The organism is Pseudomonas sp. RIT-PI-q (assembly GCF_001297125.1).
Classification (GTDB): domain Bacteria; phylum Pseudomonadota; class Gammaproteobacteria; order Pseudomonadales; family Pseudomonadaceae; genus Aquipseudomonas.
In genome coordinates this window covers 16,343-31,439 of record NZ_LHPC01000030.1, presented here as the reverse complement: position 1 = coordinate 31,439, position 15,097 = coordinate 16,343, and the positions used below count along the sequence as shown (strand labels likewise).

The following is a 15,097-nucleotide window of genomic DNA, read 5'->3' as shown; positions in this document are numbered from 1 at the left end:
TTTTGCTCGCGCTAGGCAATACTCAGGCATGTAGGACTATGACTTCTCCGGTTGTAGGTCAAATGCCTTTTTTTTGCAGACTGTTGTCCCTGAAATGTAATGCGTGAGGAGAAAGGTATGCTGATTCTGACTCGTCGGTGCGCAGAAAGCCTGATTATTGGTGATGGCGAAATCACCGTGACCGTGCTCGGCGTCAAAGGAAATCAAGTGCGTATCGGTGTCAACGCCCCGAAAGAGGTTGCGGTCCACCGTGAGGAAATTTACCTGCGTATAAAGAAAGAGAAGGACGAAGAACCAAGCCATTAATTTTTATCGTTTTTTATGTTTGCAAACGGGGAAGAAGCTGGTTAATATACGCCCCGTGTTGCGGAGAGCTGGCCGAGTGGCCGAAGGCGCTCCCCTGCTAAGGGAGTACACCTCAAAAGGGTGTCGGGGGTTCGAATCCCCCGTTCTCCGCCATTATTTGCGTAGTACGTTGTAATCTGGCTTCTTCGGTAAGTGTTTGAAATTACTAGAAAAAGTGTTTGACATAGAGATTAGACGGCCTATAATGCGCGGCAACAAATGCACTCGTAGCTCAGCTGGATAGAGTACTCGGCTACGAACCGAGCGGTCACAGGTTCGAATCCTGTCGAGTGCACCATTTAAGGGTTGTTTGCAGTAATGCAAATGACTTGGCTTCAACCAGTTGTGATCTGGTATAAAAACACACATGCACTCGTAGCTCAGCTGGATAGAGTACTCGGCTACGAACCGAGCGGTCACAGGTTCGAATCCTGTCGAGTGCACCATACAACAGAAAGCCCGCATTTAATGCGGGCTTTTTGCCGTCTGGGATTTGGCTTTTCCTTGGGTGCATCCCCTCTCATCGAACTCGACGTGTGCGCTGCGACCTCGCTTGATGTCGTAGCGATAGCGCGTGGTTGAATTCCCGATACTGATCTTGTCTGGCTTGCCGAGTGCGCTTTCAACGTCCTGCACGCTCATGCCGGCGACCACCCGCTGATTGATGATCGCCTCGCGGCGTTCGCGGGCACTGAGCAGGTTGCCGCATTTGTCCTCGGACTGGCCGACAACCGTCAGTTCTCTCCTTTTGATTTTCATACCTGATGTTTCGCGGGGCTCGGCTTCCGGCATGAGCGCCGTTGTCGTGGCGGGTGTGATGGCGGGCGTGAAGGTGCGCACATCCTGCAGCGAAAGGCTTTCACCGGCCGTACAGCTCAACGTGGTGAAGGTAATGCGCCCGTTGGCCGCCTCGCAGCGGTGAACGGTGGTGGCGAGCGCCCAGGGCGATGGGCAGAGCAGGGCGATCAGCAAAAAACAAAGTGCATTCGATGGCATTAAACGTCCTCCATGACGGTCCAACCCAAGGGTAGCCGCTACATTTTTCGACGACGGTGTGTTTTCTTTTCAGGATGAGTCGTCGCATTTTGATGGATCAGGGCCACGCTCAGGTTTGTCTTGCAAGCGCTTGTTTCAGCCACGATTTTTTAACGTTTAAAACCGCCGGGCGGTGTATCATTGCGCCCGTCAGCCCCGCCGGGGCTTGTGGAATACCTCCATGGACTTACCCAGTAGTTACTCAGTAAACCGTTTTTCCAATCATGAATTGACTGATTGATCCTTCCGGCGTGCCCCGCTGCTGGGAGTGGAGTTCGCCTATGTCTGAAGTTGAAGTAAAGAAAACGCAAGAAAGCCTGCAGGACCGCCTCGCTCAAGTTGTTGAGCTGTTGCAGCGTCAGCGGGTAGTCGAAGACCTGACTCATCGCCAGGAAGGTCCGCATCACGACCGGGTCGAGAACCTGGTTCACCGGCAAAACCTCGTCGAGCTGCAACGCAAGCTCGATGACCTGCACTCCGCCGACGTCGCCTATATCCTTGAAGCCTTGCCGCTGGACGATCGTCTGACGCTCTGGCAATTGGTCAAGGCCGATCGCGACGGCGATATCCTGCTCGAAGTATCCGACTCGGTCCGTGAAACCCTGATCGCCGACATGGACGATCACGAGCTCCTGGCTGCGGCCAAGGACATGGATGCAGACGAACTTGCTGACCTGGCCTCCGAGCTGCCGCGAGACGTCGTCCACGAGCTGATGGAAACCCTCGATGGCCAACAGCGTGAGCGCGTGCGCTCCGCGTTGTCCTATGACGAGGAGCAGGTCGGTGCACTGATGGACTTCGAGATGGTGACGATCCGTGAGGATGTCAGTCTTGAAGTGGTGCTGCGCTACCTGCGTCGTTTGAAGGAATTGCCGGGCCACACCGACAAACTGTTCGTGGTCGATTACGACGGCGTACTCAAGGGTGTGTTGCCGATCAAGCGGTTACTGGTCAACGATCCGGAAAAACAAGTCTCGGAAGTCATGGCCAGCGATCCGGTGAGTTTTCACCCGGACGAAGACGCCTACGATGCTGCTCAGGCGTTCGAGCGTTACGACTTGATCTCCGCGCCGGTGGTCGACAAAAACGGCAAGCTGATCGGCCGTCTGACCATTGATGAAATGGTCGACCTGATTCGTGAAGAGAGCGAAAACGAAGTTCTCAACATGGCGGGGCTGCGCGAAGAGGAAGATATTTTTGCGTCGGTCTGGAAGTCCCTGCGCAACCGCTGGGCCTGGCTGGCGGGGGACCTGATCACCGCGCTCGTTGCATCCCGGGGGATCGGTTTGTTCGAAGGCAGCATTGAGAAGCTGGTGGCGCTTGCGGCGTTGATGCCGATTGTGGCGGGTATCGGCGGTGACTCGGGTAATCAGACCATCACTATGATTGTTCGCGCCATGGCGCTGGACCAGGTGAGCACCGGCAATACTTCGCGCCTGATGCGCAAGGAGTTGGCGGTAGGCCTGATTAATGGTCTGGTCTGGGGTGGCGTCATTGGTGTTGTCGCCTATCTGCTGTACGGCAGTTGGTCCCTTGGTGTGGTGATGACCGCGGCCATGACGTTGAACCTGCTGCTGGCGGCACTGGCGGGAGTTTTGATTCCGATGACGCTGGCCCGTCTGGGGCGCGACCCGGCCATGGGGGCGAGTGTGATGATTACGGCCATGACTGACAGTGGCGGCTTCTTCATCTTCCTTGGGTTGGCGACGATTTTCCTGCTCTGAGCTGGTGTCTGGTTCTGAAAGATTTACACCTGTTTTGCCCTGACCCCCGATGTGTTGCATCGGGGGTTTTTTATTGGGTGCATATCCGTTTTTTGGGCTATGGCCGCTATTGGTTTCGCCCACCAATCCTCTGTAGGAGCTGGCTTGCCAGCGAAGAACGTTAACGATGACGCGTTTCAACAGGGTAAACGTGGTGCATTCGAATCCTTCGCTGGCAAGCCAGCTCCTACAGGGGATTGTGGTTTTCAGCTTTCCCCAATCCAACCCAGTCAACAAATCATTCCGTCCAAATTCCAGGCAAAAAAAAGCCAGCAATCATGCTGGCTTGGATTTTTTCGGGATAAATCAGGAGGCGTCTGCGGCCATTTCGGCATCATGCGCAATCAGCGAAACCAGAGCGTTCTGCTGACGGTGGGAGAGTTGGCGGAAGCGTTGCAGCAGTTCACGTTCGTGCAATGACAGCTCCGGGCTGTCCAGGCGCATGCTCAATTCTTCGCCCAGTGCGCCTTCCTGAATGAGACTCTGCTCAAGGCGCGCAATGATTTCGGAGTTCATGCTGCGATGATGATTGCGAGCCACCTCGGCAATGCGTTCACGCATTCCGTCTGGCAGACGTACGACGAACTTGTCAGCCGTACGGCTGGAATAAATTGCCTGTTTCAATGGGCGCATATATTTAACCGGTTAGTTCAGGGGAGCGGTTCTCGGGATTGGCCGCAGGATGTCTGATAGGACAAGCGCTCTGGCCAAATGTTCAACCTGAATTGATAGAGGCTCGCATCATGCCTCAAAGTAGCCAGATCATTGGCGTCAATTCTGTGACAAATATAGGTTTGGGTAAAGGCTTAATGCCAGTACCCATTGTCAGAAATGCGGACTGGTTTGAAAATTTTCCCCTGGTCCGTATCAATGATCGTTTTCTGTTGCCCGACAGTGAGTGTCCGAAGAGGCCTGAAGGCGCATGCTATACGGATTCGATCATTGTTCCTTACCTATACAGGATAGTGGCAAATGGCCGATTTACTAGTGGCATACAGGCTTTGGGGGACGTTTTCAGGATGGATGGCAAGCTGATTTTTCTAATGGGGCCGTCCGGGTCGGGCAAGGACAGCCTCATCGATGCCGCTCGAGTGCCTTTGCAAGCGCTTAATTGCGAAGTGGTGCGTCGGGTCATTACGCGCTCGCCCGAGTCGGTGGGTGAAGATGCCATCGGCGTTTCCCGGGAAGAATTCGAGCAGCGAAAGGCTCAAGGCGATTTCGCGCTTTCGTGGCACGCCAATGGCCTGGATTACGGCATTCCGGTCGACATCGATCAATGGCTCAAAGACGGCCGTCATGTCTTGGTCAACGGTTCTCGTGCCCATCTGAATCAGGCGCTGCACCGATATCCGACGCTGCTGCCGGTATTATTGACGGTCAAGGATGACGTCCTGCGAGAGCGTTTGCTGCGACGTGGACGTGAGGGGCTTGCGGAGATTGAAGCAAGGCTGCGCCGCAACGGGCTATTCACGGCGGAGGGTTTAATCGGTGATGCGCAGGTTCATCGACTCGATAACTCCGGCGACCTGGCGGTTACGGTCGCCAAACTGCTGGGCCTGTTGAAGGCTAACGCAGTACCGGATCAAATTTGAACTTGCGCCCGGCGATCAGCGCCAAGACGAACAATGCGCTGAAGATGCCGCAGGCAATCAGAGGCAGGGTAACCATTGCGTCCTGGACCAAAGCCAGATGAAGAATGCCGCTCAGTAAGGCGAGGACGAAAAATCCTGCGGCTGATTTGGACATGCTGTGCTCCTGATGGGGTGAATCAAAATACCAAACGTTCGGATGACTGAGTTGGCAGCACGCTGCTGTCCTCACTGACGAACACGCGCTGATCACTCATCACCGCCAATTGAGGCGATTTTTGCAGCTGAAGGTAATGAGGCATGCGTTGGGCGACCGGCTCAGCGCCGCTCTCGGGGGCAAAATGAAAACCCAACAGGACCGCCAGGGCAATTGCATTCGAGAGTAAAAGGGCGCTGTTCATGAGGCTGGCCTCCGTTGTTCTTTGAGAACAGCTAAAGCAGCCCGCATGCCAAGAGTCTAACGGCTATTAAATCCTTTAAAAACAATGAATTAAGATATTCGTGCGAACGGTCTGCATTGCATTTTGCAATGATGGCTTTTTGCGGTGATGCAAATTGCACGGTAAACATGGCCACGCCCCTGCGAGGCAACTGCCTACACTTAAAAAGCCCCACGGACGACATGACAAAATCAGGCCTGCCCGTTAACATGCACGCCGTCCATCGCACCGCAGTCTTTGCGGGCGACTTGTGTCTCAGTAGCTCAATTGGATAGAGCATCCCCCTCCTAAGGGGAAGGTTGGCAGTTCGAACCTGCCCTGGGACACCATACATTTCGGGCCTTTCAAGCCATTCTCCTGACCGCTCGATTTCTTCGTGACAGCAGGGTGGCAGCAGCAGGCCAAATAGAAGCCCCGCCGGGCAGTGTTCGGGCGGGGCTTTTTTGTGCCCTCTTGAACGACGGAACAGTCACGGCGAAACCAGAATTCGGTTCCCGCGATCTTAGCGACTGTAATCAACATAGGGGCCGAGGTAATAACCCTGCATATCACCAGTAATTCGATAAATGACTTCCCGCCCAGGCTTGATGCGGGAGGCGATAGTTTTGATCACTGCACCGCTGCATAGGCCAGATTCGGCGAGACCGGTACCGAGGTTCACTTCGCCGGCGGGCAAGTTAAAAGAGGCCCTTTGCCCCGGCCCTATCTTGGCTGCTCGCTGACCATCAATGTAGAACACAATGTCGCACCCCGAGCCGACAAACCCGTCATCCCGGAAAACAGTCAGGAGCCCTGTTTCATTCGTGCCCCGGCTTTTGAATGGATAAATCTGATCGGCAGGCACCGGTCGCGAATCGGCAATCGGCAACGGTGATGTTGCACATCCGACCAAGGCCAGTAAGAGCACGCCCGCTGCGATAATTCTGTGCATGATTTTTCTCTCCTGGCAGAAAGCGAATGAATCACTGCTTGAGTGATCAAGTGTGTGTCTGGTCCTGATATAGGTTTAGACCTGTTTCACTCCAACCTCCCGACGACTTACATGGCAACCCGGTCATTGCTGTGCCTTACTCCAGACACCACTGATGGGGCGAAATCGATGCGACGCAGAGGCGCAAAATTCTGGTTATGGACCAACACACGCTTGCCCCTGCACAGCCATGATGAGGTGCTCGGCAATGGTGTGCAGATCGAGGTGCAGGCGCGGGTCAGTCATGAGGGAGTTACCCAGGTATTTGTAGGCATTTATGGCACTGATGGCTGGGCGATTTGCGAGGAGTTTCATGATCGGCGCATCGGTGAGCATTACTGCATGGCGCTCAAATGGGGCGCGCAGCGGGCGAGGGAGATTGTCGCGGACACCCAGGAGTTCGTCGCGCCGCACCGGGTGCAATTGACCTTGAGTACGGTGATCACCGATGAGTCGGTGTTGGCGTTGCGGCGCATGGAGATGACCGAGCGTGAGCGTTTGAAGATCAGGTCCGACGACGCATGGACGGAGTACCAGGCCGCCAAGGCCGCCATGCTGGTGCTGATGCGCTCAACCAAAGTCGACCCTACGGTCTGGGCAGACCACAAGGAGCGTCTGCGGCAAGCCATCGATCGGCGGGCCAGCGTCCAGCGTGCCTATTTGCGCTGATGCTGGTCTGTGCTTTAAGGACGCCGCAGGGCCTCGATGGTTTCGATCAGCTCATCGTAGGACACCGGTTTTCCGATGTGTTGGTCGAAGCCTGATTGCCGTGACTTTTGAATGTCGCTTTGTGCGCCATAGCCGGTCAGTGCAATTGCCGGCACATCCTTGACCAGTGGCAACTGGCGCAACGCGCTCATCAGCTCGTGGCCGTTCATGACCGGCATGCCCAGGTCAGAGATGATCAGGTCAAAACGGGTGATTTTTGCGGCATCCAGGGCCGCCACCGGACGGTCGAAGGCAACCACTTGGGCGTCTTCCATTTCCAGCAGCATTTTCAAGGTTTCCAGCACGTCGGCGGAGTCGTCCACCAACAGGATCGTCAACCCACTCAGCCTGCCAGACGCATCTTCGACCGGTATCGAGGATAGGGCCTCGCTCTCGGTCCGGGCCAGTGGCAAGTAGACGCTGAACGTACAGCCCGTTCCCACTCCGGCGGAACTCACCTCAACCGAACCGCGTTGCGCTTCGGTCAACTGGCGGACCAGCGACAAGCCAATGCCCAGCCCTTCACGGTTGTGCGTGGCGTGCTGCTTTTCAGCCTGGCTAAACAGGTCGAACACATGGTCAAGGTTCTCCGGCGCGATGCCGGCGCCATTGTCTTTGACGTCCAGCCGCGCCATGTTCCCGGACTGGCTGGCAATCAACTGCACGCGGCCCTTGGGCGGGGTGAATTTCAGGGCGTTGTTCACCAGGTTCCAGATGATTTGCTCAAGTCGCGTCGGGTCGGCGTGCACCATTAACGGATCGCAAGGCACCAACAATTCAAGCGTGACGTCATGCTGGTCGTTGAGTACGACGGTGTGGATATCGCGCAGCACACTGGTCAGGTCCATGGCGACCGGTTGCAGCTTGAGTTTGCCAGTGCGCACTCGGGCTACGTCGAGCAGGTCATCAATGATGCGTGCCTGGCTGTTGACGGCGTCGCAGATGGTGTTGACGGCCCTGGCCGCCGGCGGCGCGGATTTGGTCAGCGGCAAGCGACGCAGCAGTTCTGCGTTGAGCTGGATCAGGTTCAGCGGATGTTTGAGCTCGTGGGACATCACCGCGAAAAACTCGTCCTTGAGGTAATTGGTGTTGCGGGTCTCGGCCAGTTGTTGGCTCTGCTCTTCGTGCTGGCGTTTGTGGCCGGTCAGGTCCCGGGCGATTTTCACGTAGCCTTGAAGATTGTCACCCCTGAGCAAAGTCACCTCGCCGCTGCAAAAGAAGCGGCTACCGTCCTTGTGCAGATGCCAGCGCTCATCTTCGCTACGGCCGTGGGTGCGCACTGCCAGCAGTTCGTTTTCAGGAACACCCGAGGCGCGATCTTCGGCGGAGAAAATGAAATCGTAGTAAGCGCCTTCGGCTTCGCTCTTGCTGTAACCGAAGATCAATTCGGCGCCTTTGTTCCAGCTGGTGATGATGCCCTGTTCATCGAGGGTGATGATCGCGTAGTCGCGCGTGCTTTCGGCGACCAGGCGCATGCGCTCTTCGCCCAGGCGCAGTTCTTCTTCAGCCGCGCGACGCTTGGTGATGTCGATGAACGTCAGCACCGTGCCGTCGATGTGGTCTTCGCTGGAGCGGTAGGGCAGCAGGCGGGCGATGTACCAGCGGTTGTCGGTGCTGCTGACTTCGCGCTCGATCATGTTCAGCGATTCGAACACCAGCGCCGCGTCACCGGCCAGGTTGTCGTAATGCAGGCGATGGGTGATGTCGAGCAAGGAGCGCCCGGTATCGACCGGCAACATGCTGAAGATGTCGGTGGCGCGCGGGGTGAACCATTTGATGCGCATGCTGCGGTCGACAAACACCGTGGCGATGTCAGTGGAAGCGATCAGGTTGGTCAGGTAATCGTTGATCTTGTCGGTTTCTTCAACCTTGGTTTTCAGCTCGAAGTTGACTGTCAGCAACTCTTCGTTGATCGACTGCAGCTCTTCCTTGCTGGTCTCCAACTCTTCGGTGGCCGAGCGCAATTCTTCGTTGATCGCCTGCATTTCTTCATTGGAAGCCTTGAGCTCTTCGCTGGAGATTTCCGACTGTTCGATGGTGTCCTGCAAGTGCAGCTTGGTGCGTTGCAGTTCGCGTTCCAGGTTGGACAACACCTGGCTTTCGGTTTGCAACGAGGTGGTGCTCGGCGACTCCGAAGGGTCGACCTCGACTTCCTCGAAAATCACCAGGACATAGTCGCCGTCCGACTCTTCATCCTTATAAGGGTGGGCGACCAGATCGATCAGGTAGCGCCGGTCATCACGCTTGATCGGTACTTCGCGGGATTTGACCGGCAGGCCGCTCTGTTGAACCTGGAACAGGGTGGTACGGATTTCCAGGCGCAGCTCCGGAAGGATCAGCGTCAGCAAGTTGCGCGACAACTCTCCGCCGACATGGCGCAGGAAACGCCCGGCGCTTTCGCTCATGTGCAGGATGTCGGCGTTGGCGTCGACGATCACACTCGGTGGTGCCGATTGCTCAAGGGCGCGTTGATGGATATCGGCAAATGACAGTTTGCGCGGCACGCTGCTTTGCGGCGCCTCACGGGACATATTGCTGCGCACATAACCGCCACGCGGCATGGTCGGAGTGCGCCGGCTGTTGGCGCCGGTCTTGGCACGGAAAATCCGGTTGCGTTTATCCACCGGGGCGAACAGTTCGTGGCACGCGTCCGCGCTCTCGGACGAGCCGAGAAACAGGAAGCCGCCAGGGCGCAGGGCGAAGTGGAACATCTGCAGGATTTCGCGCTGCACTTCGCGATCCAGATAGATCAGCAGGTTGCGACAAACGATCAGGTCGATTTGCGAAAAGGGCGGGTCGGACAACAGGCTGTGTTTGGCGAACAGGACTTTTTCACGCAGTTCCTTGCGAATCCGATAGTGGTCATCTTCTTTGATGAAATAGTGCCGCAGCCGCGTCGGCGGCACGTCGGTGATGATGGCTTGCGGATACAGACCGGCCCGGCCGACGCTGATGGCGCGCTCGTCAATGTCGGTGGCAAACAGTTGCATCGACGCCGCGCTGTTGTCGAGTTGCAGTTGATCGTTGAGCAACATCGCCAGGCTGTAGGCTTCTTCGCCCGTGGAGCAGCCCGCGGACCAGACGCGGATTTCTTCTTTCTCGGGATGTGCCGACACCGCAGCGCTGACCAGTTGCGGCACGACATCGCGTTCCAGCGCTTCGAAGGCTTCACGGTCGCGGAAGAAGTTGGTCACGCCAATCAGCATGTCCCCCAGCAGCGCCTTGGTTTCTTCGGGATTGCTTTGCAGATAGTTGTAGTAAGCGCGCAGATCCGGCTGGGCGGTGACCTGCATCCGGCGTTCGATCCGGCGCAATACGGTCGCCCGTTTGTAGTGCTTGAAATCATGGCCAGTGCCGGTGCGCAACTGGATCAGGACGTCATGCAGCAATTGTTCGGCGACCACCGCTTCGCGTTCGGACAGGGCGGCGATGGTTTGCTGTTCGGGTTCGTTGACCGTGGGCAAGCTGATTTCCTGGGAGTTGCGCCACAGCTCCAGGAGCTTTTGCGGCATGTCGACCACGGGCAATACCAGGTCGACCATGTGGGTTTCGATGGCCGCGCGGGGCATGCCGTCGAATTCGGCGTCTTCCGGTGCCTGGGCCAGTGTGATACCGCCTTGTTCCTTGATCCGCGACAAACCGACCGCGCCGTCCGAACCGGTGCCTGACAGCACGACCCAGAAGGCACGCTCGCGGTGCACGTCGGCCAGGTCGCGGAAGAACAGATCAATGGAGGCATGGCGACTTTCGCGCGAATCGGGGGTGCTGACTTCAAGAAAACCGTCATTCATCGTCAACCGTTGCGCCGGTGAAATCACGTACACCCGGTTTTTCTCGATGGGCACCGTTTCGGTGACCTGCAGAACCGGCATGTTGGTCGATTCCTGGATGATTTTGTCAGCGATGCTTTCGTGATCCGGCGACAGATGAAGAATGATCACGAACGCCATGCCGTTGTCCTGGGGCATGTTTTCGAAGAACAGTCTGATCGCTTGCAGCCCGCCCGCCGACGCGCCAATACCCACCACCGGGAAGTCCAGGGTGCTTGGGCTCCGGGCCATTTGCTCGGGAGCAATGGCCGAGTGCTTGGGTGTGGTGGTCATAACTTCTGCCTTTGCCGGCGACGGGTAAGGGTGACTTGTAGTTAAAAGGGGTGAGGTGCGCATCAATAAATCAGGATAATCCCTTTTTTTAATAACACCTTCAAATATTTAGCTCGCTTTTGGGGCTGGGCATAAGTTCTTTGACAGCCAAATGCACAATTGCGCTCCCCGCGCTTCAAGGGAACGCCACTACTGGCCGATAACCTGAGTGGTCTTCTTAAATTGCCTGGAAATCCTCGATGCTGTCGTATCACCAAAAGCGTTTTCTGATCGTCGATGATTTCTCGGATTTCCGCAGTTCCGTCCGGTCCATGCTGCGTGAACTCGGGGTCAAGGATGTCGACACCGCCGACACGGGTGAGGCGGCGCTGCGCATGTGTTCGCAGAAGGCCTACGATTTCATCCTGCAGGATTTTCACCTGGGCGATGGCAAGAAAAACGGTCAGCAGGTACTCGAAGACTTGATGATCGAGAAGCTGATCAGCCATGAAGCCGTGTTCGTCATGGTGACCGCCGAAACCAGCCAGGCCATGGTGCTCAGCGCCCTGGAGCACGAGCCCGATGCCTACCTGACCAAGCCCTTCAATCGTTCCGGCCTGGCCCAGCGCCTGGAACGGCTGGAGCAGCGCAAGACCTTGCTCAAGCCGATCCTGCAAGCCCTCGATCGGGGCAAACCGGTGGAAGTGCTCAATGCCTGCATCGCCCTGTGCAAGCAAGACATTCGATACTCGCCGTTGTGCCTGCGCTATCGCGCCGATGCCCTGCGCGACCTGAATCAGAACGGAGCGCTGGAGCGTCTTTACGACAGCATCATTGCTGATCGACCATTGCCGTGGGCGTTTGCCGGGCTGGGCAAGTTGCTGTTCAAGCGTGGCCAGGTCAGTCAGGCCAAAGGCGTCTACGAAAAAGCCCTGAAAGTGTTCCCGATGATGCCGGCCCTCTACGATGGCATGGCCGATGTACTCGTTGCCGAAGGGGACACCAAGGCTGCGCAGAATGTGTTGGAAGAGGCGATTCGCTTATCGCCGCTGGCGGTGCGTCGCCAAGCGCAGTTGGGCAAGCTGGCCATGACCAACGAAGATTTTGAAACGGCCTCAAAAGCCTATCGCCAGGCCGTGTCTCAAGGTGCGCAGTCGCGTTTCAAGGATGCCGAAAGCAACCTCGGCCTCGCCCACGCCTTGATCAGCAAAGGCAGTGAAAAGGGCCTGGACACCCGGACCCGACTGGAAATCAACACGACGCTGAGTGCGGTGGCCAAGGAAAACCCGAGCGACCCTGGGCTGCAGATTCGTGCGCGACTGATGAAGGCCACCAGTCTGTTGCTTAACGATGCCGAAACCGCCGAGAAGCTCACCGAGCAAGCGATGATGCGCCTCGATGGCATGGAGCAGTTCATGAGCGCCGAAGCGGCGCTGCTGGTCGCCAAACAATTGCAAATGCTCGGGCAGGCCAGCGCTGGCGCCTCGATGCTGAAAAACTGCGCGGAAATCTACGGCGACGACCCGACTGTAATGAAGGGCATCGCCAAGCTGACCGACGACCCGGCCATCCTCAATTCCGGCAACGCCGCCGCCGACCTCAACCGTCAGGGCGTGCGGGTGTACAAGACCGGCAACCTGGTGGAGGCCCGCGAGGTTTTCCGCAAAGCACTGGCGCTGCAACCGAAGAACATCAGCATCGCCCTGAACATGGCGCAGGCGTTGTTGCATGGCACCGACACCAGTGTGCCTTCGGCGGAAATGGAAGAGTGTCGGACCTGCCTGAAAATGGTCGGCCTGATGCCTGACACCGATACGCGTTTTCCCCGTTATCAGAAACTTCGAAGCAAGGCGTTTGGCGAATGAGCGACAGCGAACAGGCACTCGATTTTTCCACGGTGATTGCCTCCACCGTGCACGACATGAAGAACTCCCTGGCCATGTTGATGCAGGCCCACAGCCAATGGCTGGCGCGCTTGCCCGACACGACGCGGCAGACCCCGGAGCAAGGCGTGATCGAGTTCGAGTTTGCTCACCTGAACGGCATGCTGGTGCAGTTGCTGGGGTTGTACAAACTCGGCGTCAACCAGATGCCGTTGCAGCCGGCTTACCATGAACTGGATGACTTCATCGAAGCGCAACTGGCCTGCCACCAGGACGTGTTCGCCAGCCGCGGGATCATGGCGACCTACGAAGTGGATCCGTTGAGCCCGCTGGGTTTCTTCGATAGGGAGTTAATCGCTTCGGTGCTGGCCAACAGCATCAACAACGCCATTCGCTACGCCCGCCATGCGCTGTTGATCAGTGTCAGCGATGAAGCCGGCCAATTGGTGCTGACCATCAACGACGATGGCGAGGGTTACCCGCCCGAGATGATCGAGCGCCAGGCTGATTACGTGCAGGGCATCAACCACAGCAGTGGCAGCACCGGGCTGGGCTTGTACTTTGCCGGGCGGATTGCCGCGCTGCACCAGCGCAATGGCGTCGGCGGGCGCACCGAAATCAGTAATGGCGGCCCGTTGGGCGGCGGTGTGTTCAGCCTCTATCTCCCCTGAAAACCGCGCAATCCCTGTAGGAGCTGGCTTGCCAGCGAAGGCGTCTTAAAATTCAGCGATGAAGTTGGCTGACCCACCGCTTTCGCTGGCAAGCCAGCTCCTACAGGGGGCTGTTATCGTTGTGGCGATTTTGTTCGCCGCTGCTTGATATTCCGAACAGCCGAAGCCTATTTTGTACGGGTCGCCGTTCGCGGCTCGCACAATAAAAAGGATTGCGTCATGACAACCGGTGGCCATAGTTCACTCGCGGAGCGATTGACGGGCATTGATGAGATTGAGTGTGTTACGCCGGACTTGAATGGCGTACCCCGCGGCAAGGTAATGACCGCCGAGGGCTTTCTCGAAGGTCGGCGTTTGCAGATGGCGCGGGGTGTGCTGCTGCAATGCATCATGGGCGGATATCCGCCAGCACGCTTTTACGGCAGCGACGATGGTGATCTGGCGCTGGTGCCCGACGCGGCGCACATCCATCGCTTGCCCTGGAGCAACCCACCGCGCGCATTGGCCATTTGCGATGCCGACGAGCTGACCGGTGCACGTTCGAACCTGTCGACCCGCGGCCAATTGAAAGCGGTGATCGCGCGTTACGCGGCCCTTGGCCTGGCGCCGGTGGTGGCGACCGAGCTGGAATTCTTTGTCTTCGCACCGAACACCGACCCGACTCAACCCTTCCAGCCGCCGCTCGGCCTGGACGGTCGTCGCGAAGATGGTCAATCGGCATTTAGCGTCAGCTCCAATAACGGCTTGCGCCCGTTCTTCACTGAAGTCTACGAATCCATGGCGGCCCTGGGCTTGCCACGCGATACCTTCATGCACGAAATGGGCGTCAGCCAATTCGAGATCAACTTGCTGCACGGCGACCCGTTGCTGCTGGCCGACCAGACTTTTTTATTCAAGCATCTGCTCAAGGAAGTCGCGCTCAAGCATGGCCTGACCGTGGTCTGCATGGCCAAGCCGCTGGCGCACACGCCGGGCAGTTCGATGCATATCCACCAGAGCATCGTCGAAATCGGCACCGATCGTAACGTGTTCAGCGACAAGGCCGGCAAACCGACCGCGATGTTCCGTCATTTCATCGGCGGGCAGCAGGCTGGCATGGCGGATTTCACCGCGCTGTTCGCGCCGAACGTGAATTCCTATCAGCGCTTGTGCCATCCGTACGCATCGCCGAATAATGCTTGCTGGTCCCACGATAATCGTGCGGCGGGTTTGCGCATTCCGGCCAGTTCGCCGGCCGCTCGTCGGGTCGAAAACCGCTTGCCGGGGGCCGACGCCAACCCGTATCTGGCGATTGCCGCGAGTCTGGCGGCGGGGTTGTATGGCATTGAACACCAGCTGGAACCGAGCGAGCCGATCCAGGGTGTGTTCGAAGTGCCGGACAATCTTTCGCTGCCGTGTACCTTGCATGCCGCTCTTGAGCGTCTGAAACGTAGCCAATTGGCGAAGGAACTGTTTGGCCCCGAGTTCATCGAAGGCTACATCGCGACGAAGACCCTGGAACTGACCAGCTTCTTTGATGAAATTACACCCTGGGAGCGCCGTGTTTTAGCAGCCCAGGCCTGACGCATCGTCTCTATGGGGCTATCTTTTCGGATAACCCGTTTCTCACTG

The 15,097-nt window shown here is 57.3% G+C and carries 13 protein-coding genes and 4 tRNA genes; 11 read left to right on the top strand and 6 right to left on the bottom strand.

The genetic code is table 11. The features are described 5' to 3' along the window. Positions 1 to 117 precede the first annotated feature (117 nt). The 4 genes from csrA (at position 118) to AEQ67_RS16415 (ending at position 791) form a co-directional block, all read left to right on the top strand. A complete protein-coding gene (gene csrA, locus AEQ67_RS16430) occupies positions 118 to 306 on the top strand; it encodes a carbon storage regulator CsrA (protein WP_002554426.1) in 189 nt (62 codons plus the stop codon). Between the two features lie 62 nt (positions 307 to 368). Further along, positions 369 to 459, top strand: a tRNA-Ser gene (locus AEQ67_RS16425). A 107-nt stretch (positions 460 to 566) separates the two neighbouring features. Then, positions 567 to 643: transfer RNA gene (locus AEQ67_RS16420), tRNA-Arg, on the top strand. A 71-nt stretch (positions 644 to 714) separates the two neighbouring features. Continuing rightward, positions 715 to 791: transfer RNA gene (locus tag AEQ67_RS16415), tRNA-Arg, on the top strand. 19 nt (positions 792 to 810) lie between these two features. Here the strand turns inward: AEQ67_RS16415 and AEQ67_RS16410 are convergent. Further along, entirely contained in the window at positions 811 to 1,341 is a 531-nt protein-coding gene (locus AEQ67_RS16410; RefSeq protein WP_059404888.1) for a hypothetical protein, read from the bottom strand. A 320-nt stretch (positions 1,342 to 1,661) separates the two neighbouring features. Here AEQ67_RS16410 and mgtE point away from each other — a divergent pair, with 320 nt between their 5' ends. Then, positions 1,662 to 3,104: a magnesium transporter gene (gene mgtE, locus AEQ67_RS16405; protein WP_059404887.1), complete on the top strand. Its 1,443-nt coding sequence runs from the start codon at positions 1,662 to 1,664 to the stop codon at positions 3,102 to 3,104. 345 nt (positions 3,105 to 3,449) lie between these two features. Here mgtE and AEQ67_RS16400 read toward each other — a convergent pair whose 3' ends face one another. Further along, positions 3,450 to 3,776 carry an Arc family DNA-binding protein gene (locus AEQ67_RS16400; RefSeq protein ID WP_003178899.1) on the bottom strand — a complete coding sequence of 109 codons (327 nt, stop codon included), beginning with the start codon at positions 3,774 to 3,776 and terminating at the stop codon, positions 3,450 to 3,452. 386 nt (positions 3,777 to 4,162) lie between these two features. Between AEQ67_RS16400 and phnN the strand changes: the two genes are divergently transcribed. Next, positions 4,163 to 4,735 carry a phosphonate metabolism protein/1,5-bisphosphokinase (PRPP-forming) PhnN gene (gene phnN / locus AEQ67_RS16395; RefSeq protein WP_059404886.1) on the top strand — a complete coding sequence of 191 codons (573 nt, stop codon included), beginning with the start codon at positions 4,163 to 4,165 and terminating at the stop codon, positions 4,733 to 4,735. On the opposite strand, the gene AEQ67_RS16390 is transcribed toward phnN, so the two are convergent. Together AEQ67_RS16390 and AEQ67_RS16385 are read right to left on the bottom strand one after the other, a co-directional pair. Continuing rightward, positions 4,710 to 4,889 carry a PA3371 family protein gene (locus AEQ67_RS16390; protein WP_059404885.1) on the bottom strand — a complete coding sequence of 60 codons (180 nt, stop codon included), beginning with the start codon at positions 4,887 to 4,889 and terminating at the stop codon, positions 4,710 to 4,712. The genes phnN and AEQ67_RS16390 overlap by 26 nt on opposite strands. Positions 4,890 to 4,911: 22 nt before the next feature. Then, on the bottom strand, positions 4,912 to 5,133 hold the full coding sequence (locus AEQ67_RS16385) for a hypothetical protein (RefSeq protein ID WP_059404884.1): 222 nt from the start codon (positions 5,131 to 5,133) through the stop codon (positions 4,912 to 4,914). A gap of 291 nt (positions 5,134 to 5,424) precedes the next feature. On the opposite strand from AEQ67_RS16385, the gene AEQ67_RS16380 reads away from it, so the two are divergent. Further along, positions 5,425 to 5,501: transfer RNA gene (locus AEQ67_RS16380), tRNA-Arg, on the top strand. A 173-nt stretch (positions 5,502 to 5,674) separates the two neighbouring features. Here AEQ67_RS16380 and AEQ67_RS16375 read toward each other — a convergent pair. Then, a complete protein-coding gene (locus AEQ67_RS16375; protein ID WP_059404883.1) occupies positions 5,675 to 6,103 on the bottom strand; it encodes a hypothetical protein in 429 nt (142 codons plus the stop codon). A 168-nt stretch (positions 6,104 to 6,271) separates the two neighbouring features. Here AEQ67_RS16375 and AEQ67_RS16370 point away from each other — a divergent pair, with 168 nt between their 5' ends. Beyond that, positions 6,272 to 6,811 carry a hypothetical protein gene (locus tag AEQ67_RS16370; RefSeq protein ID WP_059404882.1) on the top strand — a complete coding sequence of 180 codons (540 nt, stop codon included), beginning with the start codon at positions 6,272 to 6,274 and terminating at the stop codon, positions 6,809 to 6,811. A gap of 14 nt (positions 6,812 to 6,825) precedes the next feature. Here the strand turns inward: AEQ67_RS16370 and AEQ67_RS16365 are convergent, their stop codons facing one another. Beyond that, positions 6,826 to 10,953: a CheR family methyltransferase gene (locus AEQ67_RS16365; RefSeq protein ID WP_059404881.1), complete on the bottom strand. Its 4,128-nt coding sequence runs from the start codon at positions 10,951 to 10,953 to the stop codon at positions 6,826 to 6,828. A 239-nt stretch (positions 10,954 to 11,192) separates the two neighbouring features. On the opposite strand from AEQ67_RS16365, the gene AEQ67_RS16360 reads away from it, so the two are divergent. The 3 genes from AEQ67_RS16360 to AEQ67_RS16350 all read left to right on the top strand — a co-directional run bounded on the left by AEQ67_RS16360 (position 11,193) and on the right by AEQ67_RS16350 (position 15,049). Then, positions 11,193 to 12,797 (top strand): tetratricopeptide repeat-containing response regulator, encoded by a 1,605-nt coding sequence (locus AEQ67_RS16360; protein WP_059404880.1) that lies wholly within the window; start codon positions 11,193 to 11,195, stop codon positions 12,795 to 12,797. Then, positions 12,794 to 13,486: a sensor histidine kinase gene (locus tag AEQ67_RS16355; RefSeq protein ID WP_059404879.1), complete on the top strand. Its 693-nt coding sequence runs from the start codon at positions 12,794 to 12,796 to the stop codon at positions 13,484 to 13,486. The genes AEQ67_RS16360 and AEQ67_RS16355 overlap by 4 nt, the downstream gene beginning before the upstream one ends. Positions 13,487 to 13,807: 321 nt before the next feature. Further along, the gene (locus AEQ67_RS16350; protein WP_177333655.1) at positions 13,808 to 15,049 is read left to right on the top strand and encodes a glutamine synthetase family protein; all 1,242 of its coding nucleotides are present in this window, start codon (positions 13,808 to 13,810) and stop codon (positions 15,047 to 15,049) included. Positions 15,050 to 15,097: the final 48 nt, after the last annotated feature.